Here is a 24,388-nt window from a genome sequence, read left to right as displayed (position 1 = left end):
ATATAAACTAATTTCTCCATGTTTTCCATCTTTTCCATATTTCCAGTAAAACGGCGCTCACGCGCCGTCTCCTGACGCCTGCCATACCGGGATGCCGAGGCGGCGTGCCTTGTCGGCGAGATTGCCGGTGATCCCGTTTCCCGGAAAGACGATCAATCCGGCCGGCATGACCGAGAGCATCTCGTCATTGCGCCGGAACGGCGCGGCCTTGGCGTGCTTGGTCCAGTTGGGTTTGAAGATAATTTGCGTCACCTTACGGGCTTCAGCCCAGCAGGCGGCGATACGCTCGGCGCCTTTCGGCGAGCCGCCGTGCAGCAGCACCATGTCGGGATGCTTGGCATGCGCCTGATCGAGCTTCGCCCAGATCCGCTCATGATCGTTATAGTCCATACCCCCGGCAAAGGCGATCTTGGTGCCGGCTGGGATCAGCACCTCGGTTTCGGCCCGGCGGCGGGCGGAGAGGAAGTCGCGGCTGTCGATCATCGCGGCGGTCATGTGGGCGTGGTTGACCTTCGAGCCAGTGCGAGGCCGCCACGACGAACCGGTCTGCGCCTCGAACAGATCGGCCGCATAGTCGCGCATGAATTCGAAGCTATTTCGGCGCTCCAGGAGCGTGATGCCTTCGGCGACGAGGCGTTCAAGTTCGACGTTCTTCACCTCCGAGCCGTCCTGCTCGCGCTGGCCGGTACGCTGCGCCTCCTCGTTGCGGTCGAGCTCGCGCTGGATGCGCTCGCCGGCGCGATGAAAGAGATTGGGGATCGACCAGAACAGGTCTTCGAGATCGGGCTCCAGCCGGGTGTCGCCGAGCATTTCGGCAAAGGCGTCGAAGATCGCGGTGATCGATGAGCGGACCTGCGGTTCCTCCGGCAATGGCCGCGGGTCGGGATCGTCCTGGAAGGGACGATAGCCGAAGACCTGCATCTCGTAGATGAAGCGGTCGGTCGGGGAGGACGCGTGGTGGGGCTCGAAGCCGTCGTCGGGATGAAGGATCAGGTCCATGGTGGTCTCCGTTTGGTAGGCCGCGCCTCTCGCGGCCTGACGGCGAACCCGGTCACGCGGGTCGAGGCCGGAACCGCAAACGAAGTGCCGCGGCCCAGCGAAGCGCCGGGCGGCGGAGGGAGGGTTTCTTGATCCGCGAGGAATGACAGATCGCGCCCGCGGTCTGGCAGGGGAAGAAACCCGACCGACCCGCTGAAGGCCCGAGGCCCGCGTGGTAAGGGTCGCCTCTCGGCAGGCCCGCGGGCGCGCGTCAACATCCGAGCCATCTGGTGGACCGATCTTTGCGCCCACGCCGCCTGTCGCCCGGCCTGCTGCCCCTTCCGGTCACCGACGTCAGGGCAGGAAGGCGATCGCGTCTTCCGAGACGAGTTGCGCCTGCAAGCTTGCGGTCATCTGGTCGGGGCCCAGCCAGCGAAGATCCTCGTTGAAGTCGCCGAGCTCAGGCGACAGCACCAGCGGCAGGATTCCCTCCGCCTGTGCCCGACGGCTCAATGCCTCGATCCCATGGCGGCCGGCGGCATCCGCGTCGGCGGCGATGTAGATGCGCCGGCATCCACGTGGAAAGCGGAGGGCCGCAAGGTGATTGGCCGTCAGCGCCGCGACGATTGGCATGCCGGGCATCACGTGCGAGAGGGACAGCATGGTTTCGAGGCCCTCGCCTGCCGCCATTACCGGGATAGGTGCATTCACCGGAAAGCAGAAGCGGACGCCATTCCCGAGCAGCCCGCCAAGTGCGCGGCGGGGATTGTCCACCCTGGCCTTGCCACCGCCGGCCGGATCGAGCCAGCTGCGATGTACGCCGGTGATCTCACCTGCAGAGTCGGTCACGGCGGCAATCAGGGCCGGATAGCTGCTCGTCCGGCCGGTGACAAGATCGCGGTAGTAGCAGGCCGGATGGAAACGCAACGCCATATGGGTAGACGGCCGCAGAATGCCGCGCTCGCGCAGATAGGAGTCGGCAAGGGTGCCGGCTAGGGGCCCCGTCATCCGAAACAGACGCCTGGCCCGCTCAGCCGTGGGCCGCTCGACGGCCGCAGAACATTGGGCGTCCGTCCTGCGAGACGACAGCGGGTCGGGCCGAGGCAGGTTGAGGAAATGACGCGCCTCCTCGGTAACGTCCCGGAAGTCGACGAGGCCACAGGTCTCACGGACGAGATCAAGGAGATCGCCGAACTGGCCGGTCGCTGCATCTGTCCATCGGCCGGCGCGCGGGCCGGTCAGACGCACATAGAGCGACCGGCCCTTGTTGTTGTCGACATCGCCGACAAGCCAGTAGTTGCCGGCCCGGCGGCCGGCGGAAAGATAGTGGCGGCAGACCGCCTCCGCGTCTTGCGCGAGACGGTCCGCCAGTTCGGCTGCGGAGAGCATGGCAGACCTCCGTCATGACCGGCGCGCGACATCGACCAGGCGATGACGCTGCATCAGCTTCGACAGGATCTCCTCACCCTCATCTGTGACAGGCACGAAGAAGCGGAGCTTCCAATTAATCATCTCGGAGAACAGACCGATCGACCGCAGCCAGTCGCGCATCCCGTCGGTAAAGCCGGTCAGTTCGACGCGGTAGTCGTTCATCACGCGCACACGGCGGAGCGTCATGTCGCCGGCAAGCCCGACGACAGAGGATCCGTCGACCAGCGATGCCCAGGCCTCGTCCGGTGCGATCAGTGTGGTCTGATCGATCCCGAAGTTGCGGCAGAGTCCGGCGAGCCGATCCGGAGCAATGACACGGCCGACGATCCGCTCACCGTCATCAGTCTGCAGACGCCGCACCCGGCAGAAATCCTGCGGCAGGAGTTTCCAGATCGGCAGCAACAACCCGCTGACGATGTGCATCGTCGACGTCGAGAATTCCGGCACCGCAGCGACTTCGGTATTCCAGGCGAGGACGAACGCTTGTTCGTCAACCTCCTCCCAATTCGTCTCTTCGAGCTGCCGGATTTCGAAGCGGAGCTCGTCCATCGGCCGGATCAGCGACACGCGGGGCTGAATGGAGCCATCGTCCAGCATGATGGAGCGGATGGGTACCATCACGGCCGGCCGGCCCGACTTGCCATTGACCATCAGCTTCGCGCGTGGATCCTGCTCCACGAGACTCTGAACCTCCTCGACCTGCATCGGTGCATTGCGATCCCTCCTCTCAATGGTCAAGAGGTGCGACTGCGCGCCGGTGACCGGATGCGTATGGATCAGCCGGCGCTGAGTAACCATCATGCTGTCGGCAGCGATCGTCTCCAGGCCCTTGTCATAGATGCCGGCGGCAATCGCCCCTTCGATACGGGCGGCCAACAGCTGCTCGAAGGCCTCGAACAGCACGTTCTGCATGACGATGGTCAATGCCAGCATGCGATTGAGGAACGTCTGGATCGGCGGCAGCTCGTCCTTCAGCCCGCCCTCCTCCGATGTCAATGACAGGCCCGTGATGCTTTCGAACTTATCCAGCGAGCAGCCGTCGATCCTGCCGGCATGCAGCAGTCCGTAGAACTGCCGCAGCGCGTCGCGGGCATATTGGGATTCGAGATTGTCCTCGGACCGGAACATGCCCTGCCCGCCGGTCTGACGCTGGCCACGAGTGATAGCGCCGAGCGTGTCGAGACGCCGGGCGATGGTCGACAGGAACCGCCGCTCCGCTTTGACGTTGGTGGCGATCATCCGGAAGCGCGGTGGCTGTTTCTGGTTGGTGCGATGGCTGCGGCCGAGACCCTGGATCGCCACGTCGGCGCGCCATCCTGCCTCCAGCAGGTTATGCAAGCGGAGGCGCTGGTTGCGGGCGGCGAGATCGGCATGATACGATCTCCCGGTCCCGCCTGCATCGCTGAAGACGAGAATGCCTTTCTCGTCATCCATGAAGGCACGCGCCTCGTCGAGATTGGCGCTGCCCGGCCGGCTCTGCACGGCATAACGCGCGATGGAGCTGCTGTCCTCGCGGCGGACGATGCGGCGGGAGCGGCCGGTGATTTCTGCCACCTGGCTCGTACCAAAGTGCTGGACGATCTGGTCGAGTGCCGTCGGGATGGCAGGCAGGCTGCCCAAAGTTTCAACGAGCTCGTCACGTCGCCGTTCGGCCTCCCGGCAGATGACAGGATTGGCGTCGGCGTCATGGACGGCCCGCGAGCTGAGATTGCCATCGGCGTCGGAGAACTCCTCGAAGAGCTGCACCGGGAAGGAGTGCATGAGGTAGTCGATGACATATTCCCGCGGCGTCACGTCGACCTGCAGATCGCCCCATTCCTCGGTCGGGATCTGTGCCAGCCGGCGCTCGGTCAGCGCTGCCCCCGTCGAGACGATCTGGACGATGGCGGCGTGGCCGTCCTCAAGATCGTTGGCAGTCGCTTTGAGAAGGGCCGGCGTTTTCATCGATGTCAGCAAATGGTTGAAGAAACGCTGCTTCGAGCTCTCGAAGGCTGAACGCGCCGTGGCCTTCGCATTTTTGTTCAGCGTGCCGGATTTGCCGGTTATGCCTGAGGCCTCCATGGCAGCGTCGAGATGGTTGTGGATCACCTGGAACGCCTCGGCATAGGAGTCGTAGATGCGGATCTGCTCCTCGGTCAGCTCGTGTTCGAGGATTTCGTATTCGACGCCCTCGAAGGAGAGCGACCGCGATGCGTAGAGACCCATGGCCTTCAGGTCGCGCGCCAGCACTTCCATGGCGGCGACACCGCCGTCTTCGATCGCGGCAATGAACTCGGAACGCGTCGGGAAGGGAAAGTCGCTGCTGCCCCAAAGGCCGAGGCGTTCCGCATAGGCGAGCGACTCCACGTCCGATGCGCCGGTCGCCGAGACATAGACGACGCGGGCATCCGGCAGAGCGCGCTGCAGGCGGAGCCCTGCCCTGCCCTGTTGCGATGCCGCCTTGTCGCCGCGTTCGGTCTTGCCGCCGGCGGCATTGGCCATGGCATGGCCTTCATCGAAAATGATAACATTATCGAAGCTTCTTGCATTCCCAGTCGCGGCTTCGCCGCTCCCCGCCTCTTGACCGAGCCAGTCGACGATCTGCTGGACGCGCGATCGCCGACCCTCGCGCTCGTCGGTGCGCAGCGTCGCAAAGGTGGTGAAGAGGATGCCCTCCTCCAGCTTGATCGGCTTTCCCTGTCGGAAACGCGACAGGGGTGTGATCAAGAGCTTCTCTTGGCCCAGTGCGCCCCAATCACGCTGGGCATCCTCGATCAGCTTGTCGGACTTGGAGATCCAAACATGCCGACGACGACCCTTCAGCCAATTATCGAGAATAATGCCGGCAGCCTGGCGACCTTTGCCGGCGCCTGTTCCGTCGCCGAGGAACCAACCCCGGCGAAAACGAACGGCATGCTCTGCGTCGGATGCGACCGCCCTGATATTGTCGAAGGAGGCATCGACGCTCCAGTGTCCGGCGAGATAGCCGGAATGAGCTTCGCCGGCATAGATGACGCTTTCGAGCTGGGCATCGGAAAGATCGCCGCTCACGACGACGCGCCTCGGCAGATGCGGACGATAGCTTGGCTTCGGCGGTGTGACCGAGGCCATCGCGACGGATTCGACCAGCCTGTCGGGATGCGGCTTTGCGCTGGGGATGTGGATCGTTTGCAGCCGGTACGGCTCATAGATGCCGTCGGCAGTGTTGCGCTCAACTTTCGGCGCTGCATCGCGCAGGCTGTAGGAGAGTTCGATAACCTCTTCATCCACGCATTCAGGGCGGGCCATTGGTGAAGGGTTCGCCTGCGCGCCGACCGCATGGCGATGCGACGGCGCAGCAAACCGTGCTGCACGCATCGTGTCCGCCCGCAGCATACCGTTGGAGAGCGCTCCAATGGAGTTCGGCGCCGTCGAAGTCTGGCGGGGTGGAAGAGAGGTGATCCAGGCGAGCAGTGTTTCCAGATCGTGCGCAGTGCCGCTGGACGCCGACAGCTTCGAAGGATCGCCCGCCGGGATCTTGTCGATCACGATCAGACGCGTTTCCATCGTCGTTCCATGTCTGGCGTAGACGTTGCCATCGACCCCCGCGGTGAACAACACGGTGCCCCGCCCCTGAAGACGGACGAAAGCATCGCGCCATGCCGGATTGTCGGGAGTAAGGCTTGCGCCGGTGATCGCAACCAACCGACCGCCAGGGACCAAGCGAGCGAAGGCGGAGGTCAAATGCCGCCACGCAGCGTCGGCGACACGGCCTTCGACATGGACGCCAGCCGAGAACGGCGGGTTCATCAGCACCACGGTCGGCCGAATAGGCCGCTCGAGGTAATCGTCGATATGCGCAGCGTCGTGCTGCGATGTCGGAACGCCGGGGAAGATCTGCTCCAACAGCGAGTGCCGAGCAGCCGCATATTCGTTGAGCGCCAGGCGCGCGCCTGCGAGTTCGGCAAAGATCGCCATGAGCCCGGTTCCGGCCGACGGTTCGAGGACCACGTCAGCGGCCGTGATGCCGGCAGCACGAGATGCGACGTAGGCAAGAGGGATCGGAGTCGAGAATTGCTGCAGGGCCTGGCTCTCCTCGGACCGTCGGCTATGGGTCGGCGCAAGGTTTGCCACTTTCGTCAGCATCGCGAGCGTCGATCGAGGCGACTGGCTCCGGGAGGCAATTGAGCGGAACTTGCGCAGGAACAGGACCTGGGCGGCTTCGGCCGCTTCATAAGCATCCTTCCAGAGCCAGAGGCCCTCGGCGTCGCTCCCGCCGAGGGCCTCCATCATGATCTGTCGCAGGTCACCTGAAGTGACGACGTTGCCATGCTCCAGAAGCGACATAATTTGTTCGGCAGCCCAAATAACTGCCTCAGCGCCGGTTCTGGTCTCAAGACGCGGAGACGTGGAAATGGTTCGAGGATGCGAGATGATATTCATCGAAGGATGCTCCAAGAGTGAGGAAGAACAGGCAGCCCAGCGTCCTGCCGAGGCTTCGGAGGAGCGAATATCTGGGCAGCCAAGGAGGGGTCGGGAATCGCCAGCTAAACTGTCGGCGATCATCAGTGCTTAGGTTGCCGGGTTAACAATGAAGCCGGTTGCATCGTCGGGATCGGGCGGCAGATAGATGTCGTATGGGTCGCCGTCGGCGAGATGGCCGAATGGCGTGAAGACGTATTCGCCGTCACTGCGGCCGACGGCCCAAAGCACGTAACGCGGCTCGCGTGTAGATGCATCGAGGCATTCCATAAGAGCAAGATTGCCATCGGACGCGGCGCGCAGCAGCGTGTCGAAGTTTGCGCGGGCATGATCGGGGATAGCCATTGGGGTGCTCCAAAAATGAAAAATGCCCGGCGCGGGGGTCGGGCTGGTGTTGATGGTGGTTCGCGAATGTGACCTTCGGGGGAAGTTTTCAGGTGGCGCTCTCCAGCAGCTTCTTGGCTTTGCCTTCGAGTTCGAGACGCGTGTCCTGATTGGTCTTGGTGCGTGCCAGCGCGGTGATGCCCTGCACGAAATCGAAGATCGATTCCGGTGGCCTCCCCTCCTCCGAAAGAACCATCTCGATCACCTTGCCGGTTTCGCTTTTCGAGAAACCGCGCTTGCGAAGGAAGCTCTCGCGATCGTCGTCCTTGCGCGCGATGATCCGTTCGCGTGCCGCCTTGATGCCAGCAATGAAGGGTGCTGGAGACGAATTGGCGAAGCTGGTGAGTGCCGGCGATGCCTCATGCGCAAAGCGCTGGGCGGCAAATTTCGAATGACGGATAGTGATCTCCTCGAAATTCTCCGTGCCCCACAGATTGCGATTGGCGCAGACGGCGCGCAGATAAAAGGACGCGATGCCGAGCGTCTTCGACCCGACCTCCGAATTCCAGGCGTAGAAGCCGCGGAAGTAGAGATCCGGTTCACCGTTCGGCAATCGGCCAGCCTCGATAGGATGGGTGTCGTCGACCAGGAACACGAAGACGTCCCGGTCGCTGGCATAAAGCGTTGTCGTATCCTTGGTGATGTCGACAAAGGGATTGTGCGTCATTGTTGCCCAATCGAGCACGCCGGGCACTTTCCACATCGTATCGCCTGTGCCGTTTCCGGCAATGTTCATCACCGCCGAGACAAGCTCGTGGTCCCAGATGCGCCCGTATTCCGGTCCGGTCACTGCCCGAAGCTCGAGCCTGCCATCATCCATCTCCAGGGTCTTGATGAGCTCGGCACGAAGGTTGAGCAGACCGTGCTGCAGGTTGATGGCGGCGAGCGGCGCAGGCAGCTGGCGCATATAGGTCGACGGCGCCCCGACAAGACTGCAGAGCTGGCCGTAGCTCCAGTGTGTTGGTGCGATCGGTTGGCGCTGACCTGGAACAAGAAGCTCAAGCCGCTCCGCATTGTCGCGCGTTGCTTCGACCCGGATCGCAGCACTCTCGATCGTTCTGGCATGGGCGCGCTCGGCGCGGGACCGAACGGTGTCATAGAGTTCGGTCAGCGACAGGAAGCGTTCATCGTCGGGGCGCGAGAACCATTCCGAGGAAACACGGCCGATCCGCTCGCCGCGGGAGATTTCGACCTTGAAGCCGGAGGGAAAGGGAACGGTCTTGGTATTGGTATTGGAAGGCAGAGTATTCATTGGATTGTCTCCATGAAACGGAAACCCAGCGCGGTGGCCGGGCAAGGTTGAGGGATGTCGTGAGGAAGATGGATCAATCGGAAGTCAGCCGGCGATGCGCCGACCGGATCGCCGAGAGCGCCGCCTGGAATTCCGCGCTTCCGACCACGTCGGAAAAATCCATCGTTGTTGCGATGGACAGGCACGCGGCGTGGACCTCCTCGTCGGTCACTGCCTCGGGTGTTAAACCCCTGAAGCTTGGGTCGACGTCGACCACCGCCGTGACGGCGTCGCGCACGCGATCCTCCTGCAGCCTGGCCAGGACGTGGGAAGGCTTGGGTAGGTCGACCGGCTCTTCAGGATCAGGATCTCCGGCGAGAATGGCTTCTCCTCGGGTAATCGCCCAGGCCGTTCGGGCGACCCAATCGGGCAATGGTGGCCGCGCCGAACTGATGTCATCCAGCAACATCTTCAACAGTCCGAGCAGGATCTCGAAATGACGTGCGCGGCGCTGGACAGGTTCGTCGAACTGCGGCGGGATCTGGAGCGGCGGAGCCGAATAAGCCGCATGTGCGCCGTCCCAGATGCCGGTGACATGAATTGGGCCGGTGGAACCGAAGTCCTTCTCGGCGATATCCCAGCTATCGTCCTCGATGGCAGCACGGCACGCCGCATCCAATGTGTCGGCCGCGTAGGTGCGATGCCGGAAGACCGGCAGGTGGTAGGTGGTCTCGATGGTGAAATCGGGCATAGATGCCTCCTGAAAACGGGAAAGCCCGGCACGATGGCCGGGCTGTTTGTAAGGAAGACCCGACCGCAACGGCGATTGGGTCAGGCTGATGGGATGCTTGTGACGCTATTCGGCGGCTGCGAAATGCTCGCCGTCGATCGCATTTTCTGTTTCGCTGGCGTGATCGTCAGATGTTTCCGGCTCGTCGAGCAGGAAGGCCGGCAGGTCGGGAAGCTCCGAGGCAGTCTCGCCCTCATCGGACCCGACGGAGGCGTCATCGGCGACAGCGTCGCTTTCGCTGATACCATCCATTACCGTCATGCGAAGCGGTTCCGGCAACCAGGCACTACCTGTCATCAGCCGTTCGGCCTCGCGGGCCATGTCGGTCTTCTTGAGATGGCCGATCAGCTCCGCCGCCTGGTCGCCCTTGGCTTCTCGGACCGCCTGCAGGATGCGCGCCTTGGTGACACGGCCGAGATAGTTGTCGGCAGTCGGCGTCCAGCCGGCTTCCACCATGTCAAAACCGATCGAGCGGGCCAACTGCTCGGCGTGGGCGATCGCCCGGGTCCGCTTGTTCCAGGGTTCGATCACCGCGTTGACCGAAAGCGACGCGCAATGGGCAAACAGCGCCTGCCGGCTGACCTCGTCGAGCTTGATCAGGAAATCCCAAAGGTCATTGGGATCCTTGGGGAGATCGTGGCCCCATCCTTCATGCCGCTGCTCGATCTCCTTCGCCCAGACCGTATCGCTAAGCCCGGGCGTCTGGCTGAAGCGAGCGCTTTGCAGCGTCACCTCCAGGCATGAATCCGAGCCGTAGACGTAGAAGGTCTTCAGGACGAACGCGTGCAGGACGGCGATAAAGGCGATGACGGGATTGTTCGCGAGCGCATTGCGCAACGCAATCGTCCGAGCCGCCGTCAGATCGAGAACGAGGCGGTCGGGAAGCGGCTTGATCGTTTCGTCCTCGTCGTCCGGTTGGGCGTCCTCGCCTCCGGCTGCGCGGTGTATCGGAAGATCGTTGCCATGATCGTCACCATCGTGGCCGACATCAACCGAGGGATCGGTTTCATCCTTCGGTTCGTCCTCGGGCCGCACGAAGCCTCGCTCGATCTTGAGCTCGCCACTGGCGCCGAGCGAGACGAAGAGACCGCCGCGGGCGACCTCCTGCGGATCGAACACATATGGACGGTCGTTGAGCCGGTCGAGCTCTGCGCCAAGCTCCTCCAGCTTCTGTTCCGTCGCTTCCGAGTACTCATCTGCCTCCGAATATTCTGCGTCAAGCTTGTCGTACTCGGCACGCGTGGCATCATGGCGGGCGAGTTCCTCTTCAGTCATTTCGACCTGCTCGCCGTAGAAACGGCGTAGACCAGACGTGTGGCCGTACGGGAAATCGAAGACGGCTTCGACCCATTTCCAGCCTTCGCTCACGCGGATCGCCTCGGCGTCAGCCTTGAGCTTTTCCATCACGAGCTGCTCGAGCAGTGCCGGATCCTGCAGCCATCCGCCCTGATCCTGGTCGAACAGGTCGCGCATCGTCACACCGCCCGCAGCCTCGTAAGCTTGGATGCCGACATAGACCGCGCGGCGGTCGCTGGCACGGATCGCGGTTTCGGTCAGCAGCCGGCGGATGTAATAGGGCTCCCGGCTATGCGAGCGCGAGACCGTATCCCAGACCTGCTCCTGGCGAACATGGTCGTTCGTGATCGAGAAAGCCATGATCTGCTCGAGCGTCATCTCGTCCTCAGCATAAAGATCGAGAAGCCGTGTTGAGACGGAGGCCAGCCGCAGGCGCTGCCTGACCGTCGCCACCGAAACGAAGAAGCGCGCCGCGATCTCCTCCTCACCGAGCCCCTGCTCGCGCAAGGTCTGGAAGGCGCGGAACTGATCGAGCGGATGAAGGCTGACGCGCTGGACGTTTTCGGCGAGCGCGTCCTCGACCTCGAGGGTGTCGCCTTTGCTGACAATGCAGGGGATACCAGCGGTCTTGGCCAGTCGCTTCTGCGCCACAAGACGCTCGAGAGCGCGATAGCGGCGACCGCCTGCGGGGATGCGATAGATGCCGGTCTCGTTGCCATCGCCGTCGAGTTCGGGGCGAACGTTGAGGCTGCTGAGCAGCCCGCGATGGGCGATGTCTTCCGCCAGGTCTTCGATCGAGAGGCCCGCCTTGATCTTGCGGACGTTCTGCTGGCTGAGCACCAGCTTGTTGAAGGGAATATCCTGGGCTGCACTGAGGGTGATTTTCGATGTGGCCTGAGCCATGTCGTTTCTCCGTGGCGAGCCGGCCGGAACCTCTCTCCAGCCTCCTAACCCGCCACAAATCCCCTTCCCTCCTCTCCCTCTCTGCCGCCCGCTTCAACGCCGCCGCAAGCCGCCTCCACCGCTTGGTTGATCAGCCCTGTTTTACCCGCTATTTCTCGCCCCTGTTCAGGCGCCGGCCACCATACATTTTCGATGAGGTCATACATGATAAAGTCCGAGCTCGTTGCATTGATCGCAACTCGGAACCCCCACCTCTATCACAGCGATGCCGAGCGGATCGTGGATACGATCCTCGAGGAAATCGCCGAGAGCCTTGCACAGGGCGGACGGGTTGAGCTTCGGGGGTTCGGGGTATTTTCTGTTCGCAACCGCGCACCCCGTTCAGGCCGCAATCCAAGAGACGGCACGTCCGTCTTTGTCGAAGAAAAGTGGGTACCATTCTTCAAGGCAGGCAAGGAGATGCAGGACCGATTGAATTCAGCCAGTACCTCAATGTCCGGCGATTAATGCAGGAGTTTCAGCATCGTCCGGTGATGAGCGTCTTGCCTTCCGGAACTGGAAAGCTCATATAAGGACCATGACGAAACGAAGCGCCATCGCCACGACTACCAAATCGACCAAGGCACCCGCTCCCTACAAGGCGGCCGGGAAGCTTTCCGATGGCGTAACCATCCTTTCACCGAAAACAAAGCCGACACACTTCACCTCGAAGGAAATCAAGGCGACGATAGAGCAACTGCGCAAGGATCTGTCCGGCCGCACTGAACCTCAGGCTATCAAGTAATCAGCATGGCTGCTGATACGAACCGGGACGTCTTCGTCAACTGCCCTTTCGACGACGAGTACCGCAGCTTTTTCTACGCGATCGTCTTCACCGTCATCCGCTCCGGTTTTGTCGCGCGTTGCGCGCTCGAAACGGACAACTCCGCAGACAACCGCTTCGACAAGATCTGCCAGATCATCAAGGAGTGCCGTTACGGCATCCACGATATTTCCCGAACGGAGACGGACGGGAATCCGGCGCTACCGCGGTTTAATATGCCACTGGAGCTGGGCGTCTTTCTCGGCGCCAAGAAATACGGGGGCCCGGCGCATCGGTCCAAGTCCTGCATTATCTTTGACCGGGAGCAATATCGCTTCCAACGATTTATATCCGACATTGCGGGCCAGGATATCCACGCGCATGGCGGGGATACACGACGGTTGATTACCGAGCTTGCCACGTGGTTGCGAACCCAAAGCCGGGATCAGAAGGTTCCGGGCGGTATCGCAATCGCGGAGGAATTCGAAAGCTTCAACGCTGTTCTGCGCGATATTTATGCGGCTCGTCAGTTGCACCCCAGCGAAGTCACCTTCGGCGACTACAATGAGGTCGTCGTTGAATATCTGACTGCCGAAGTATCTTAGTCGAACTCGCGGATCTCGATCCTGACCAGTGCGAGCGGATTTTAGGTTCCCGGGCTCAAGTTAATTGCCAACCTTGGATAAACGGCCGTATTCTTACGATCAAGCGCCAAACGGCACCTGGCTTGCTGACAAGCGAGGCTTTTGGCCTTTGCGGAGGACCAAGCCCGGTCTTGGCGAGTCGCCCTCGCCCTCGGCGAAGGCGTCGATCGCGTCTCAATGCCAGAGCGATGAAACCCTCTCAACGCCCCGCCCTTGCGTCAATGAATGCCGTCGAAGCGCTCAAGCATTGCGCGGAGCTCCCGGTTCTGCTGGCGAAGTTGCTCGGCCAGCAATAACTTCAGTCGTCGATTTTCCAGCTCGAGCACCGCCAGGTCATGGGTCAAAGGTTCGTCTGTGACAATGAGGTTCCGTGCGGCAGCTCTGATGCGCTTCTGGACTGTTCGCGATCTACGCTTGACCCCAGCGACGGCGACGCGAGGCGGTCGCACCTTTGCGGCGGTGTTGCCGCCCGTTGATGGAGGGGTCTCAACAATCAGCGCCGGCGCAGCCACGGTCGGCACAACAGCTTTAAGCTCAACGGGTGCGGATCCCTCGTTGTCAACGTCCACCGGCGCAGGGGCGGCCGGCACTGGGGCCACAACCAGTGTCGGCTCATCGGTGGCGATATCAACGGTCGCGCGTGCGTCATCGAACAATTGCGGCGCAACACTGGCCGCCTGGCGCGTAACTGCTTTCAGGTCTGTCGTGCCCCATATCGATCCCTGCCGCACTGCAGAACGGCGGCCCTTCGACTTGATCTCGACAACGAAACGTCTCTGCTGGCTCTTCATAAAATTCCACTCGTAGAAAGCCTGCCTGACAGGCTTATCGGTTTTCAAATCGCTCAAGCATTTCTGCGCAGTTGAGCGTTCTGCTGTTTCAACCTTTGGGCCAGCGCTGCCCTCAGATCGGCAATCTCGACATCGAGGGTCAAAACCTCATCCAGGAAGGCAGGCCGCGCCGAAGTGGCTGGCTGCTGCTCGCCGACGTCATCCGGTCGGAGGCCCGACGAAGATGGCCGCTCGACATGGCGTTGCTGTATACGCTTTGCCCGCTTTTTGCCAGCGTTCGTCACGATGGCTTCATCACCACGCTTCGACGTCGCTTCCGTGGCAGGCTCGTCGACTGCCAGTGTCAAAGGTTCGGGATCAGATACCCTGGCGTCGGCAGCGGGGGCCTTGTCATCCACCGCGGCTACGGGTTCCGGTGGCGCCGCGTGATCAGCTTCGTGCGGTTGGGCCGCCTCGGCCGTATCGGGATGATCGAGCGAGCCGACACGCGCAACCGATGACGCGCGTTCGTCATCCGCCTCGTCTGTTTGCGCCTCGGGGATTGGTGCAGGCAGAAGCGGTTGCTGCGACTTGCGACGGGACGTCAAATCGGCGAGGAAACGCCATGGTGATCTCATAGGATTCAACCTCAAGCAAACTGGGGCTTGGCGACAACTGCTGACAGGTCTCCCCGCCCCTTTTTAGTCGAATGTGACCGCTGCGAGCGCGAACCCTTCAGGGATGGCTCACTTCAGGCGATCGAGCTTTTTGCGCAGATCGGCGTTTTCGGATCGTAGCTTTTCTGCAAGCAGTTTGCGCAGACGCTGGTTTTCTTCTTCCAGCTCGATGAGATCTTCGAGCTCATCGAGGGCTGCAACGGGGGTCGCCTCTGCCTGCACGACAGCCTTGGGCGCGCGTGTCTTGCGGGCGACCTTCACAGCAGCATCAGGCTTGGCTGCGACGAGTTTGGCGCTTTTGCCACGACCGCGACCCGACTTGACCGCGCCCGCCGGCGACGTAACAGTTTCCGTGCCAGTATCTTGAGCCGCTGCGGTCACCTTCTTCTGCCGCGGGGCGCGCGTCTTTTTGACGGGCGTCTGGGTCGCAGCCTTTGCCTCTGCAGTCTCGGTCTGGTCAGTCTTATTGTCGTCGTCAGCCATTGATGATCTCCTTTGCGGCCGAATCCTTTTCGGTCAAGCGGCGGTATAGTGTCAACATCGGCTTGCGTGGGCCTTTCAGCGGTTTCGGGCGATAGACAGGCCGCCACGCAGAGCGCTTCACGTGAGTAATAGACGACGCGGATCGGGCCAGCTGACGACGGGGGCCGATAAAGAGTCCGCAGCCTTGTGACCCGGAAAAAGGGGGCTCGACCATTGGGGAGCACGCTTCACACGCGCTCGAATCCATCGAAACGGGGAGCTGCGCGCATACGATGTGTGGGTAACCCTATTTCAAGTGGATCGAAAAGCCGACGATTGCTATCTCGTCGTTGGGCTCTTCATATGGAGCCGGGGGACGAGATGACATCACGAAGATCAATCGCCGAGAGAGTGGTCGCCAGGGCGAGAGCTCGCGGCACGCCGATCGACCACGATCTCGAATTCATGGCGATCGTAGAACTGTGGATCGCCGGCGAGATCGAAGCCGATGGCATGGGGGATCGTTACAATGCTTTGCTGAGGCAACGATCCATGCTCAAAAAAGGCGTCGTTGGCGTGGTCGCGGATCCAGCCGCTGCCAAACGAAACGGCTGACGTCCAAACGCAGATCGTATTCGCCCCCGAGATCCTGGCGCACACACAAATGCCAACAAGTTGAAGGCACTGTGAAAACACCCACGAACCCGCTGATGGCGATGCGACTGCCTCGATCGCAAACCCAATCTCGAGCTCGCCTGCGGCAGGCAAGAAGCCTGAGCTTACCTCGAAGATTTTGCATTCATCCCATATACCGAGGGCTTAATCTCGTAGAACCAGAACTCGGCGGTTGGTGGCTCGTCAGATCAGGATTACTGACCGCTGATGCACAAGACTGTGCCCTCGCCTTTGACTGCAGAAGCGCCGAAACCATGGGTCTTATCGTGAACTGCCGCTGTGCGGCACGTCTGGTGAGATCGCGCAGATAAGCGCCGGCTGAGGCGATGCTTCCTCCCCGTTCGAAGATGCAGGCGATCGCGACGCTGGCGTTTTCGGGTCCCATGACAACGCAGGCTTGATGGAAGGCCGACGGACTAATCTGGAGCATCGTTTGCAAGACAGAGGTTGCTGTCAGGAGGTCTCGCCAGGTTCTGATCGATCCGCCCGGCCCGTAGGCATGAATTTCGTCGCACGCGCGAAGCACGATATCCAGCGGAAGGGTCGGTTTCTTGAACTGCGTTTCGTCTGCGGTGGGGCCGGAGGCTGGTCGCTCTAGCGAGATTGCCTCAGCCACCTGCGAAGGGCCGGAAGTCCTGAGAGGTTCTGCGTCATGGATTGCTTCAGATTCAGAAAAGGATTGTGTTTGTGAATCCTGTATGTGGCGCTCATTCTGGGACTCTCTGGCGTACATATTTTGGGTTTTATCGTGATCGTTCAAGAGCTTGACGATTATCGTGCGAAGCTTACTCAGGCGGCTCAGCAGCAGCTCGAGTTCCTCAAGCGACGGCCGACGTGGCAAGCTTGCAAGGAAGGAGCGAAATTGGCTGTGGAGATCTTCCCAGTCACCGTCGACGCATCCATCTTTGGCGAGCTGGATGAGCTTGATGATGTCGCGCCGGCAGAGAGTGATCCGCTCTCTCGTCGCCTGGAAGAATTCTCGATCGGCGGCGATCTGTGCGGCGATCGTTTCTATTTCCGTTGCGCGGGAAAGGAGCGGGGCCAAATTGAAGCCGAATGCTTCGTTGATGTCCCCTGCCCTGCTCCGCCGAGCAAAGCGTTTGCCGTTGGCGCTGTCTTTACGAAGGATGAGCCCTGCGTCGACGAGGGCAGCAAGATGGCGTCTCAACGTCGCTGGCGTCATTCCCCTTGCACGTATTGAAAGCTGTGCGTTCGATGGAAAGACGATCAGATCGCTCTCGGGGGTAAGATCATCGGATGGGTAGAACGACAGGAGAGCGTCGAGGACCGAAAGAGATCGATCCGACACATTCAATTCCTCTCTGGCTTCGCAGACAGCCCTGAAGAGCTTCCACTTGTTGCGCTTGGTTTCCGGTGGTGCTTCGTCGATTTGTCGACGCCTTGCCAATAAGGCGAACGTCATCGACCGCCCAAAGGGCGTTGTGACATGTCCACGATCCATTTCTTCACCTTTCAAAAGGCAAAAGAAATCCGCTCACCAAAATCGGTGCCAAGACTCTTGACTAGGATTCGTGGAAATGCGATTCTCGATCTTGTCACGGAATACGAGAGAGGCTTCCACGGTTCACCGCTTGGGGGCCTTTTTCTTTTGCATCCTACTCCTGTTTTTCTGTCTCAACGGTGCCTGTTGTCCCTTCCGAGACGTACGCGGCGTAAATGTCAGGCAGCTTGCGCAGAAGAAACTCCGCGAAGTTCGGAGCATCCTTCGTTTGAATTGTCACCTTCACGGCACGCTTCGCGAACTGCGCGGTCGCAATCCTGCGACCCTCTTCGGTCTCGACGACAAGCTCCTCCGCCTCGGTGGACCTTTGCGGCGTAAAGGCCTTCAGTATCGTCTCGAAGCGGGCATCGCTTGAGCGGGCGCGGAAAGCTTCCTGGTTGATCAGATGACGCCAATCCTCGTCGCTTCTCCCGTCCGCGAGAAGTCGAGCGAAGGTTTCCCAACGCGGCCTTCCGATGGAGGGAGCCGGTCCGATAGCTTCTATCAGTTCAGCCGGGATGGAATTTGCGAGCGAGATCATTCCTGACAGCACGCCTTTCGATGTTGTCGTCAGCGCATCCATAATCACCTGACGTCGAACCCCCATCTCTTCGAGACGGAGCGCAAAGAGAGCCTTTTCGATGAAGGACAGATCGAGACGGTCTGTGTTTTCCTTGCCTTGCGCGACGATAAGGTCTTCGTCTGAGAGGGGCCTAACGATGGCTTTGACCTTGGCCCCGATTTGCCGCAGAGCCTCCAAGCGTCTATGCCCAAAAGCGAGCTGATATTCGCCAGCTTTGTCCGGATGCGGGCGAACCAGAACGGGGACGATCTGGCCGCTGGCGCGGATGCTCTCGCGCAATTCAGTGAAATTCGGGCCTGTGAAGTGGTCAAGGCGGTCCTTGACAAAGGAACGGTGAATGGCTTCCGGTGCAAGTTCGACGATCGTTTCGCCAGCTTCGAGTTGGGCGCGCAGGCGTTCCGCCTCTTCAGCCTCGGTGGCGAGGTTGGCAATTGCCTGATTCATCGAATTAAGCGCCCCAGACTGCACAGCCGGCTTGGTGCGCGGCGCAGGTTCTGCGGCGGAAACGGGCTGGATCGGCTCGAGGAAATTCTTGAGTTGGTCGCTTCGTCTGCTCATGTCCTGCGCCCCCATGCCTGCTTGACGAGCATTTCGATTTCGCCGTTCATGCTGTCGAGAGATTCGATCGCCCGATCGTACGTCGCGCGCGTAAAGTTTTCCCGCCCGACCTCGTACAGTGTCTGCTTGGTGATCCCGGCATCCGAGATCGCAGCGGACTTCACCATTGCATTGGTCAGCACCCGATCTCCGAAGAGACTCTTCAGCAAGCCGACAATTTGGCCCTGCGGGCCATCGCTTGGTTCATAGCGCGTGACGGCGTAGCGGAAGAAATCGTATTCCGCATTGCCGCCGGCCTTTTCGACAACATCGAAGAGGCCGGCTGTCATGTGCAGGAACTGCGACATGGAGGCGACATCCAACATTTGTGGGTGGATGGTGACGACAACGCTGCGTGCCGCGCAAAGCGCCGAGAGCGTTAGATATCCGAGGGATGGGGGGCAATCAAGAATGACGACGTCATAGTCCTTGTCGACGGACGCAAGTGAAGTCGCGATACGCGTAAAAAACATCTGTTCTCGGTTGCGAGACCTCTCGCTCAGCATGCGCGGGGTGTCGTGTTCGAATTCCTGCAGTTCCAGATTGCCAGGAACGATATCGAGGCCGGTGAAGTAGGTCTTGCGGATAATATCGCTGAGTGGCCGCTGGTGCTGATCGTAGCGAATGGCGCCGTACACGGTTTCGTTGGCACCCAGATCGAATTCCGGCTGGATGCCGAATAGCGCGGAAAGCGAGGCCTGGGGGTCTAGGTCGATGGCCAGCGTCCGGTAGCCGCGAAGCGCGAAATATTGCGCAAGATGCGCGGCTGTCGTGGTCTTGCCGGAGCCGCCCTTGAAGTTCGTGACCGCAATCACTTGAAGGGCTTCATTGTCGGTTCGCTGCGGCGAATACCCTTTCTTGTTGGCGCTCAAGTAGCGGCGAATTTCGTGAATCTGCTCAAGTGAGTAAAGGCGCCGTCCGGCGCCATTCTTCTCCGCATCTGGAATATTGCCTTCCGACGCCAGAAGGCGAAGGTAGGCATCACTGATTCCGATCAGCTTGGCAGCTTCACCGGCCATGAATTTGCGAAGTTGTTTTTCGGCGGTTGGCGGAAATGCGCGCGCCCGCAGCTGTTGGAGCTGGGCGCTCAGAAGATCAGCGTCCGCCTCAATGAGGCGTGTTAGCGACGGGACCGCTGATGCACGCGCCAATGAGTGAGTAGCGATTGAATTCATTTTAAACGCTCAATCAGGTGAAATCGACAATTGAGCGTAGAAATGATCCGAGTCGGTGTTCGGGTCAAGGGAAAATGGGTTAATGAAAAGTTAACGCAATAGCTTAGCGGTGCAAAGATCTTCTTGGCGTGATCGGTACCTCCAGAATGCCCTGGTTCCTGTGTTTTTATACCAACTCCCTACGCTTGCCCCCTCCCCTCCATTTAAGCGTGCAAAGAAGTCAGCATCGCGCTTGCATCAGGCTCAAGGCACGGCGATCAGGATCTTCGGGATGTGTTTCCCCGCAGCCAGGAAGTACGCGCTGCGGCGGAGCGCTGGATATAGCGGCGGTCAATGCTTGCGCCCTTTGCGTCAGCTACGGTGAAGACCTGCCGTCGAGGTAGCCACGTTTTTCGACGCATGCTCCGTGATCCATCGCCGAAGCGGCCCGCCCACAACATGCATCCAGACCGGGCGTTCCGACATTGCGCCTTAACGCACACCGGCGCTTTTCCACGCACGGAGCCGCCATCGGGGGCAGCCAGAGAAAGCGCCCTGATGGGACTGTGTTGCGATACATTTTCGGATACCGTCGTTGCCGGGTGGTTCTCGGATCCACACGGCCCTTCCGCTGGCAGGCGCCTGCGTGCCGACGCGCTTAGCGATCTTGAGGCTGCGACATTGGGGAGCCTAACAGGTCGCGGTAGGAGAACTCAGCCAGCTGCCACTGGTTCGTCTCTCTTTGTCGGTCGTGTTGATGTGGCAGCTTCTTAAACTGCCGGATTTGAGCGCCTCGCTGGGCACCTCTTGGGTTATTGTGCAAGCACCGCTGGTCCGGCCGCGTGCATCCGGAATGAGCTTGCTTAACGGGCGCCGTCTACAGTGACGCGAGAAGGGCCGGGATAGTCTTGGGAATCTGCGGCGGTGAGGTTTGGCGGGACCTCGGCAGAGTGCGGTGCCTGAAGAGAGGCAAGAACGATTTGAATAAGGTCGCGACCCGTTTGCGCTCTACCCTTCCGCAGCTGGGTAACCGGCGGGAGGACGAGTTAGCTCCTGCAGGTATAGGTTGGGATACCCAGCGCGACACTTGTCGGGCGGCGAATGTTCTCCATAGACCGCCTTCCCTTTCCAATGCAGCGCGACCGGATTTAGAGGACTATCATTGTGGCTCTGGGGCGACGGTCGGTCGCGGTCTTTTGCTCCCGACAGAAATTGCTTCCGCCGTCATGTGCAGTCAAGCGACGTCGGGAAGATGGCCATGGGCGCAGTGAACAGTCCGGCGTTGGTGCAGACGGACAGCCGGGACGGACATGTCCCCGGTCCGGCTAACGACGCTTCGGCCGGGCAATTCCGAGGCGTCCGGGGCGTTTGCTTGGCGGAGACCGGCATCGAGATCGATTGGTCAGTGGTCAGGCAGCTCCGGCAAATGAGGAAGGTTGATCGACCTGTGCGCCCACCGTCATCGGCGGTGGCGATGTTTGGAATGTGTTTTTGCAGCCGCTGGAGATGTAGCACCTAGCGCGCGGCACCACCGCTGAAGATCCCTGTCCCTTCGGTTTCGACGGACCGTCCTTCGTTGAGCTTAGGGCGATATCTCGGATGTAGCGTCTTTTAAAGGCGCCTCTCTTCTAATAAATAGGCGGCAAATTTTCCCGACGCCGCTGATCCCCTTTTAAATGGAGCTGTTTGAGCAAGGGACGGCGAGCATGGCCGTGAACGTGAAGCATGCCGGTATGTCCATGTCTCTCCAGGTAGGCGGCGCCGCCCTGGGCGGCTGCCGATCGGCGTTCTCAGCTGAGAACTTTTGCCAAACCGCATCCCTGAAATTGGGGGGTGCCACGCGCGTCGCCTGGGGGAATCCTACACCTCTGCCGGAGGACTCATCAAAGTTCTCAGCTGAGAACTTCTCTACGGAAATCGCACGGGAAGGGCCTAGCCTGTCAAAAGATCCCGACATCGTTGGCAATCGCCACCCGCAATCTTCACCTTCGAAATCGGGAGCGATCCGGCGCCTGCAGTCGCCGAGGTTGCTGTCTCGCCGGCCATCGCCTCCCAGGTGGAAGTGATCGAAACCGGACGCATCCTGAGGACCGGACGTATACGCCACGGGATTGGCACGGCGGGAATAGTAAAGCCCGTGCGTGAGCTCGCCGAGTGTGTTGTAACAAACTCGGTACGGATGGACCTGGCGCGCGCCGACTAATGCGCGGCGCCGTAAGATCGAATAAGAAACCCATGAATGGCCGCAATTGCCAAAATCGTGCTATCTAACGATCAGCACAGCGCATCAGGCGGAGTGAAAGATGCTCAAGACAGATACCCGCCAGGCCAACTGGCGTCGGGCCAATCCCGGCAAATACGAAGCCCATCTCGCGGTTCAGCGAGCGCTAAAGGCAGGTGAGATCGATAGGGAAACTTGTGAAGTGTGCGGTGTCGAAGCTGTCGACGCCCATCACGATCAATACGAAGAGCCATTGAGGGTCCGATGGTTGTGCCGACGACATCACACCCGGCTCCATCACTACGGCGAAGATATGTTTCCGGTTAGGGAATGCCGTTGAACGAATGACCGGGACATTTATTCTGCGCTGGAAATGGCGTGGATCAGCGAGCGACAAGATCGTGTATTCGCTCGCGGATCCATTGTAGGCCCCGGTGCCCGTGGGTGCGCTCATGCCATATGAGCTCCACCTGAAACCGTTCCGAAAGCCACGGAACGTCTATCCACGCGACTTCAGACAAGCGGTCCTGCATCAGCCGTCGCGGAACCAGTGCGACAAAGTCGCTGCTGGCTACGATGTCTGGAATAACAAGGAAAGAGGCGGCAGAGGCAACAATAGCGCGGGAGTGACCAAGTGCCTGCAGGGTGGCATCGACCGGCGTCGAAAATCCGCCGCCTAAAGGCGAGACGATTGCCTGTTCGAGCCGGGCGAATCCCGATGCGGTCGTCCCTTCCTCTATCCGCGGGTGGCCGGGACGGCCGATGAGAATATAGCTCTCCTCAAACAGGTGCCGTGTACGCAGGTGAGCCTGACCGGGATCCGGTGTAGCGATGGCCAGATCGACATCGCCATCCGTGAGTTGCCGCGCTAACCGTGCCGGAGCCAGGCGGTGGAGCGCAAGGCGTATTTTGGAAGCTTTTTCGCGCAGCGCCACGATCAGAGGCGCCACCACCACGGCCTCAATGTAGTCCGTGCATGCAATCGACACGGTCAGTTCGGCTGTTGCAGGAGAAAAGCTGTCATGGCCCTGGATTGTGCCGCGGAGCTGATCCAGGGCGGCTCGGAGCGGTCCGATCAGCTCAAGCGAGACGGTTCAATTGCGCGCTGAGGGCAGGCTGGCTCATATGCAGCCGAGCTGCGGCCCTCGTGACGTTTTGCTCGATAAGCAAAGCTTCGAGACTGACGAGGAGATTGAGGCATCTTGGCCGCCTCGATTGGCGGTATTGCTTATTGGGTCATTGCAGGCCGAATTACGAAAGCGCGGCCGACAGGATCCAAACATTCTAGCGCCAATGACGGTCGGGCAAAGCCAAATTCACACCTCTACCGCAGACCGTGATCCATGTGGCTAAACGGATGAACGGCCGCTTCCGCCGCGAGCTGACGTCGATCGTCGGCCGTTTCGCGTCACTTGCGCCGGAAGGGTGCCGCATGCAGAGAGACCGCTGCTTAGATTTCTCCGCAAAGCGGACATCGGCTTGTCTGACAATGTGCTCCCGGTTTGGACCAAATAAGACTCCCGTCTCTTGACCGGACGTCTTGCTTCAATGCTTATGGCACAATGACAAACATCCGTTCCATTTGCGTTTATTGCGGTTGTTCGCCGGGCAACGATGCTGCTTTCGTTGAAGTCGGTGAAAAATTAGGTGCGGCCATCGCAAAGGCGGGGCTGGAATTGATTTACGGCGGTGGCACCAACGGGTGATAGGCGCTGTTGGCGCTCTCAGCGCTGAAAAACGGCGGCAAGGTCGGCGCTATCATTCCAAAGTTTCTGAAGAACCGCGAATCGAGGCTGATGCGCTCAGAATTTTCGATGATTTGACCGTTACCGAGACGATGCACGAGCGTAAACACGCCATGTTCCAGCGTTCCGACGCCTTTGTCGCTTTGCCGGGCGGGATAGGCACTGTCGAAGAGATCGTTGAAATCATGACGTGGGCGCAGCTGGGACAGCATCGAAAGCCCATGGTCTTCGCCAATATTCTGGGCTTCTGGAATCCGATGCTCTCCATGATCGAACACATGGAAAAAGTAGGATTTCTACATAGCCGCCATCTGATCCAGCCAATCGTTGTCGATCGCGTGGAGAACATTATACCGGCTATCCAGAATGCCGCACGACCTCCCGAGGCTTCCGAAGGTGTGCCGTCGATCATCGACAGAATGTAAGGCAGTGTTGGCCAGTCTGTTTTGGAGAATGAAGGCGACGAACCGTCTGGCCAAAACGACGTCCGCCTTCAGGCGGGCGCGACGAAGCGCTCTATAGCTGACATCGGGCCCGAAGCTGTCCCTACCTCCCAGCCCGCTAAAGTCTGCATCGGGGCGACTCCTGCCATCAGAGAAGCCGTGCTGCCCGGCCGCTCCGCCTTGTAGCATTGTTGTAATAGCTGGATGCTTGCTGCACGGATCGATGTCGCGATTGCTCCATGGCCTCGGGGAGGGGAATGCCGCGATTGGCTGCTTCGGTGAGATAGCCGGACCGCAGCCCATGGGCGGAAAACGCACCTGGCTCCAGGCCAGCCATTGCGGCTCGCTGCTTGAGGATCGCATTGACCGACTGCGGATCGAGCGCCCGCCGCGACACGGTCCCCCATCGCCCGATCGCCCGAAACACACTGCCTTTGTCGATTTTCGCGGCCGCCAGCCAGGCGTTCAGCGCGTCCACCGGACGGCCGGTGAGATAGACGGCATCGTCCTGCTCGCCGCTCGTGGTCTTTGTGGGGCCGAGATGGATGGCCAGCGAGGGGAGGGGAGGGCCGTCCGGCATCTCGATCGGCGGCTCGGCACTCAGCTGCTCAAGGCGCAACCCGGCGATCTCGCTGCGCCGGCGGCCGCCGGAGGCAAACGC

General features: G+C 60.6%; 21 protein-coding genes and 1 pseudogene. 6 read left to right on the top strand and 16 right to left on the bottom strand.

Annotated features, from left to right (window positions below):
* Positions 1-57: 57 nt before the first annotated feature.
* The 7 genes from HGP14_RS29800 to HGP14_RS29770 form a co-directional block, all read right to left on the bottom strand.
* Positions 58-999, bottom strand: a complete 942-nt coding sequence (locus HGP14_RS29800) for a DUF2493 domain-containing protein (RefSeq protein WP_168833463.1) — start codon at positions 997-999, stop codon at positions 58-60.
* Positions 1,000-1,332: 333 nt separating this feature from the next.
* The gene (locus tag HGP14_RS29795; RefSeq protein WP_168833462.1) at positions 1,333-2,367 is read right to left on the bottom strand and encodes a toprim domain-containing protein; all 1,035 of its coding nucleotides are present in this window, start codon (positions 2,365-2,367) and stop codon (positions 1,333-1,335) included.
* Positions 2,368-2,379: 12 nt separating this feature from the next.
* Positions 2,380-6,810, bottom strand: a complete 4,431-nt coding sequence (locus HGP14_RS29790; RefSeq protein ID WP_168833461.1) for a strawberry notch-like NTP hydrolase domain-containing protein — start codon at positions 6,808-6,810, stop codon at positions 2,380-2,382.
* A 129-nt stretch (positions 6,811-6,939) separates the two neighbouring features.
* Positions 6,940-7,194 carry a DUF6117 family protein gene (locus HGP14_RS29785; protein ID WP_168833460.1) on the bottom strand — a complete coding sequence of 85 codons (255 nt, stop codon included), beginning with the start codon at positions 7,192-7,194 and terminating at the stop codon, positions 6,940-6,942.
* 88 nt (positions 7,195-7,282) lie between these two features.
* On the bottom strand, positions 7,283-8,485 hold the full coding sequence (locus HGP14_RS29780; RefSeq protein WP_168833459.1) for a DUF932 domain-containing protein: 1,203 nt from the start codon (positions 8,483-8,485) through the stop codon (positions 7,283-7,285).
* Between the two features lie 73 nt (positions 8,486-8,558).
* A complete protein-coding gene (locus tag HGP14_RS29775; RefSeq protein ID WP_168833458.1) occupies positions 8,559-9,215 on the bottom strand; it encodes a hypothetical protein in 657 nt (218 codons plus the stop codon).
* A 105-nt stretch (positions 9,216-9,320) separates the two neighbouring features.
* On the bottom strand, positions 9,321-11,453 hold the full coding sequence (locus tag HGP14_RS29770) for a ParB/RepB/Spo0J family partition protein (protein ID WP_168833457.1): 2,133 nt from the start codon (positions 11,451-11,453) through the stop codon (positions 9,321-9,323).
* Positions 11,454-11,657: 204 nt separating this feature from the next.
* On the opposite strand from HGP14_RS29770, the gene HGP14_RS29765 reads away from it, so the two are divergent.
* The 3 genes from HGP14_RS29765 (at position 11,658) to HGP14_RS29755 (ending at position 12,860) form a co-directional block, all read left to right on the top strand.
* Positions 11,658-11,960: an integration host factor subunit beta gene (locus HGP14_RS29765; protein WP_168833456.1), complete on the top strand. Its 303-nt coding sequence runs from the start codon at positions 11,658-11,660 to the stop codon at positions 11,958-11,960.
* A 70-nt stretch (positions 11,961-12,030) separates the two neighbouring features.
* The gene (locus HGP14_RS29760) at positions 12,031-12,237 is read left to right on the top strand and encodes a hypothetical protein (protein ID WP_168833455.1); all 207 of its coding nucleotides are present in this window, start codon (positions 12,031-12,033) and stop codon (positions 12,235-12,237) included.
* 5 nt (positions 12,238-12,242) lie between these two features.
* Entirely contained in the window at positions 12,243-12,860 is a 618-nt protein-coding gene (locus tag HGP14_RS29755) for a hypothetical protein (protein ID WP_168833454.1), read from the top strand.
* A 257-nt stretch (positions 12,861-13,117) separates the two neighbouring features.
* Here HGP14_RS29755 and HGP14_RS29750 read toward each other — a convergent pair whose 3' ends face one another.
* The 3 genes from HGP14_RS29750 to HGP14_RS29740 form a co-directional block, all read right to left on the bottom strand.
* Positions 13,118-13,747, bottom strand: a complete 630-nt coding sequence (locus HGP14_RS29750; protein ID WP_168833453.1) for a hypothetical protein — start codon at positions 13,745-13,747, stop codon at positions 13,118-13,120.
* Complete coding sequence (locus HGP14_RS29745) at positions 13,744-14,307, bottom strand: hypothetical protein (RefSeq protein ID WP_168833452.1); 564 nt, start codon at positions 14,305-14,307, stop codon at positions 13,744-13,746. Before HGP14_RS29745 ends, HGP14_RS29750 begins: the two co-directional genes overlap by 4 nt.
* A 108-nt stretch (positions 14,308-14,415) precedes the next feature.
* Positions 14,416-14,829 (bottom strand): transcriptional regulator, encoded by a 414-nt coding sequence (locus tag HGP14_RS29740; protein ID WP_168833451.1) that lies wholly within the window; start codon positions 14,827-14,829, stop codon positions 14,416-14,418.
* Between the two features lie 360 nt (positions 14,830-15,189).
* Here HGP14_RS29740 and HGP14_RS29735 point away from each other — a divergent pair, with 360 nt between their 5' ends.
* Positions 15,190-15,423 carry a hypothetical protein gene (locus HGP14_RS29735; protein WP_168833450.1) on the top strand — a complete coding sequence of 78 codons (234 nt, stop codon included), beginning with the start codon at positions 15,190-15,192 and terminating at the stop codon, positions 15,421-15,423.
* A 184-nt stretch (positions 15,424-15,607) separates the two neighbouring features.
* Here the strand turns inward: HGP14_RS29735 and repC are convergent, their stop codons facing one another.
* The 3 genes from repC to repA form a co-directional block, all read right to left on the bottom strand.
* On the bottom strand, positions 15,608-16,945 hold the full coding sequence (gene repC, locus HGP14_RS29730; RefSeq protein ID WP_168833518.1) for a plasmid replication protein RepC: 1,338 nt from the start codon (positions 16,943-16,945) through the stop codon (positions 15,608-15,610).
* A gap of 154 nt (positions 16,946-17,099) precedes the next feature.
* On the bottom strand, positions 17,100-18,125 hold the full coding sequence (gene repB, locus HGP14_RS29725; protein ID WP_168833449.1) for a plasmid partitioning protein RepB: 1,026 nt from the start codon (positions 18,123-18,125) through the stop codon (positions 17,100-17,102).
* Positions 18,122-19,339 (bottom strand): plasmid partitioning protein RepA, encoded by a 1,218-nt coding sequence (gene repA / locus HGP14_RS29720; RefSeq protein ID WP_168833448.1) that lies wholly within the window; start codon positions 19,337-19,339, stop codon positions 18,122-18,124. Before repA ends, repB begins: the two co-directional genes overlap by 4 nt.
* Before the next feature lie 2,282 nt (positions 19,340-21,621).
* Between repA and HGP14_RS29715 the strand changes: the two genes are divergently transcribed.
* The gene (locus HGP14_RS29715) at positions 21,622-21,879 is read left to right on the top strand and encodes a hypothetical protein (protein WP_168833447.1); all 258 of its coding nucleotides are present in this window, start codon (positions 21,622-21,624) and stop codon (positions 21,877-21,879) included.
* A 43-nt stretch (positions 21,880-21,922) separates the two neighbouring features.
* Here HGP14_RS29715 and HGP14_RS29710 read toward each other — a convergent pair whose 3' ends face one another.
* Both HGP14_RS29710 and HGP14_RS35855 read right to left on the bottom strand, forming a co-directional pair.
* Positions 21,923-22,489 (bottom strand): LysR substrate-binding domain-containing protein, encoded by a 567-nt coding sequence (locus HGP14_RS29710; RefSeq protein WP_312862220.1) that lies wholly within the window; start codon positions 22,487-22,489, stop codon positions 21,923-21,925.
* A 130-nt stretch (positions 22,490-22,619) separates the two neighbouring features.
* Entirely contained in the window at positions 22,620-22,709 is a 90-nt protein-coding gene (locus HGP14_RS35855) for a LysR family transcriptional regulator (RefSeq protein WP_246704664.1), read from the bottom strand.
* Positions 22,710-23,101: 392 nt separating this feature from the next.
* Here HGP14_RS35855 and HGP14_RS29705 point away from each other — a divergent pair.
* Positions 23,102-23,709: pseudogene (locus tag HGP14_RS29705) on the top strand (TIGR00730 family Rossman fold protein).
* A gap of 166 nt (positions 23,710-23,875) precedes the next feature.
* Here HGP14_RS29705 and HGP14_RS29700 read toward each other — a convergent pair.
* The coding region (locus HGP14_RS29700) for a tyrosine-type recombinase/integrase (protein ID WP_168833446.1) at positions 23,876-24,388 on the bottom strand (513 nt) is incomplete at its 5' end.

Source organism: Rhizobium sp. P32RR-XVIII, assembly GCF_012641395.1.
Lineage (GTDB): Bacteria > Pseudomonadota > Alphaproteobacteria > Rhizobiales > Rhizobiaceae > Rhizobium.
Note: the sequence above shows the minus strand (reverse complement) of the source record. Positions and strands in the feature narration are given on the sequence as shown.

Bases quoted from the DNA above. Each gene is read 5' to 3' on its own strand.
- HGP14_RS29800 (WP_168833463.1), bottom strand. From the start codon at position 999: ATGGACCTGATCCTTCATCCCGACGACGGCTTCGAGCCCCACCACGCG.
- HGP14_RS29775 (WP_168833458.1), bottom strand. From the start codon at position 9,215: ATGCCCGATTTCACCATCGAGACCACCTACCACCTGCCGGTCTTCCGG.
- HGP14_RS29770 (WP_168833457.1), bottom strand. From the start codon at position 11,453: ATGGCTCAGGCCACATCGAAAATCACCCTCAGTGCAGCCCAGGATATT.
- repA (WP_168833448.1), bottom strand. From the start codon at position 19,339: ATGAATTCAATCGCTACTCACTCATTGGCGCGTGCATCAGCGGTCCCG.
- repB (WP_168833449.1), bottom strand. From the start codon at position 18,125: ATGAGCAGACGAAGCGACCAACTCAAGAATTTCCTCGAGCCGATCCAG.
- HGP14_RS29780 (WP_168833459.1), bottom strand. From the start codon at position 8,485: ATGAATACTCTGCCTTCCAATACCAATACCAAGACCGTTCCCTTTCCC.
- repC (WP_168833518.1), bottom strand. From the start codon at position 16,945: ATGGATCGTGGACATGTCACAACGCCCTTTGGGCGGTCGATGACGTTC.
- HGP14_RS29745 (WP_168833452.1), bottom strand. From the start codon at position 14,307: ATGAGATCACCATGGCGTTTCCTCGCCGATTTGACGTCCCGTCGCAAG.
- HGP14_RS29735 (WP_168833450.1), top strand. From the start codon at position 15,190: ATGACATCACGAAGATCAATCGCCGAGAGAGTGGTCGCCAGGGCGAGA.
- HGP14_RS29765 (WP_168833456.1), top strand. From the start codon at position 11,658: ATGATAAAGTCCGAGCTCGTTGCATTGATCGCAACTCGGAACCCCCAC.
- HGP14_RS29785 (WP_168833460.1), bottom strand. From the start codon at position 7,194: ATGGCTATCCCCGATCATGCCCGCGCAAACTTCGACACGCTGCTGCGC.
- HGP14_RS29790 (WP_168833461.1), bottom strand. From the start codon at position 6,810: ATGAATATCATCTCGCATCCTCGAACCATTTCCACGTCTCCGCGTCTT.
- HGP14_RS29755 (WP_168833454.1), top strand. From the start codon at position 12,243: ATGGCTGCTGATACGAACCGGGACGTCTTCGTCAACTGCCCTTTCGAC.
- HGP14_RS29740 (WP_168833451.1), bottom strand. From the start codon at position 14,829: ATGGCTGACGACGACAATAAGACTGACCAGACCGAGACTGCAGAGGCA.
- HGP14_RS29760 (WP_168833455.1), top strand. From the start codon at position 12,031: ATGACGAAACGAAGCGCCATCGCCACGACTACCAAATCGACCAAGGCA.
- HGP14_RS29795 (WP_168833462.1), bottom strand. From the start codon at position 2,367: ATGCTCTCCGCAGCCGAACTGGCGGACCGTCTCGCGCAAGACGCGGAG.
- HGP14_RS29715 (WP_168833447.1), top strand. From the start codon at position 21,622: ATGCTCAAGACAGATACCCGCCAGGCCAACTGGCGTCGGGCCAATCCC.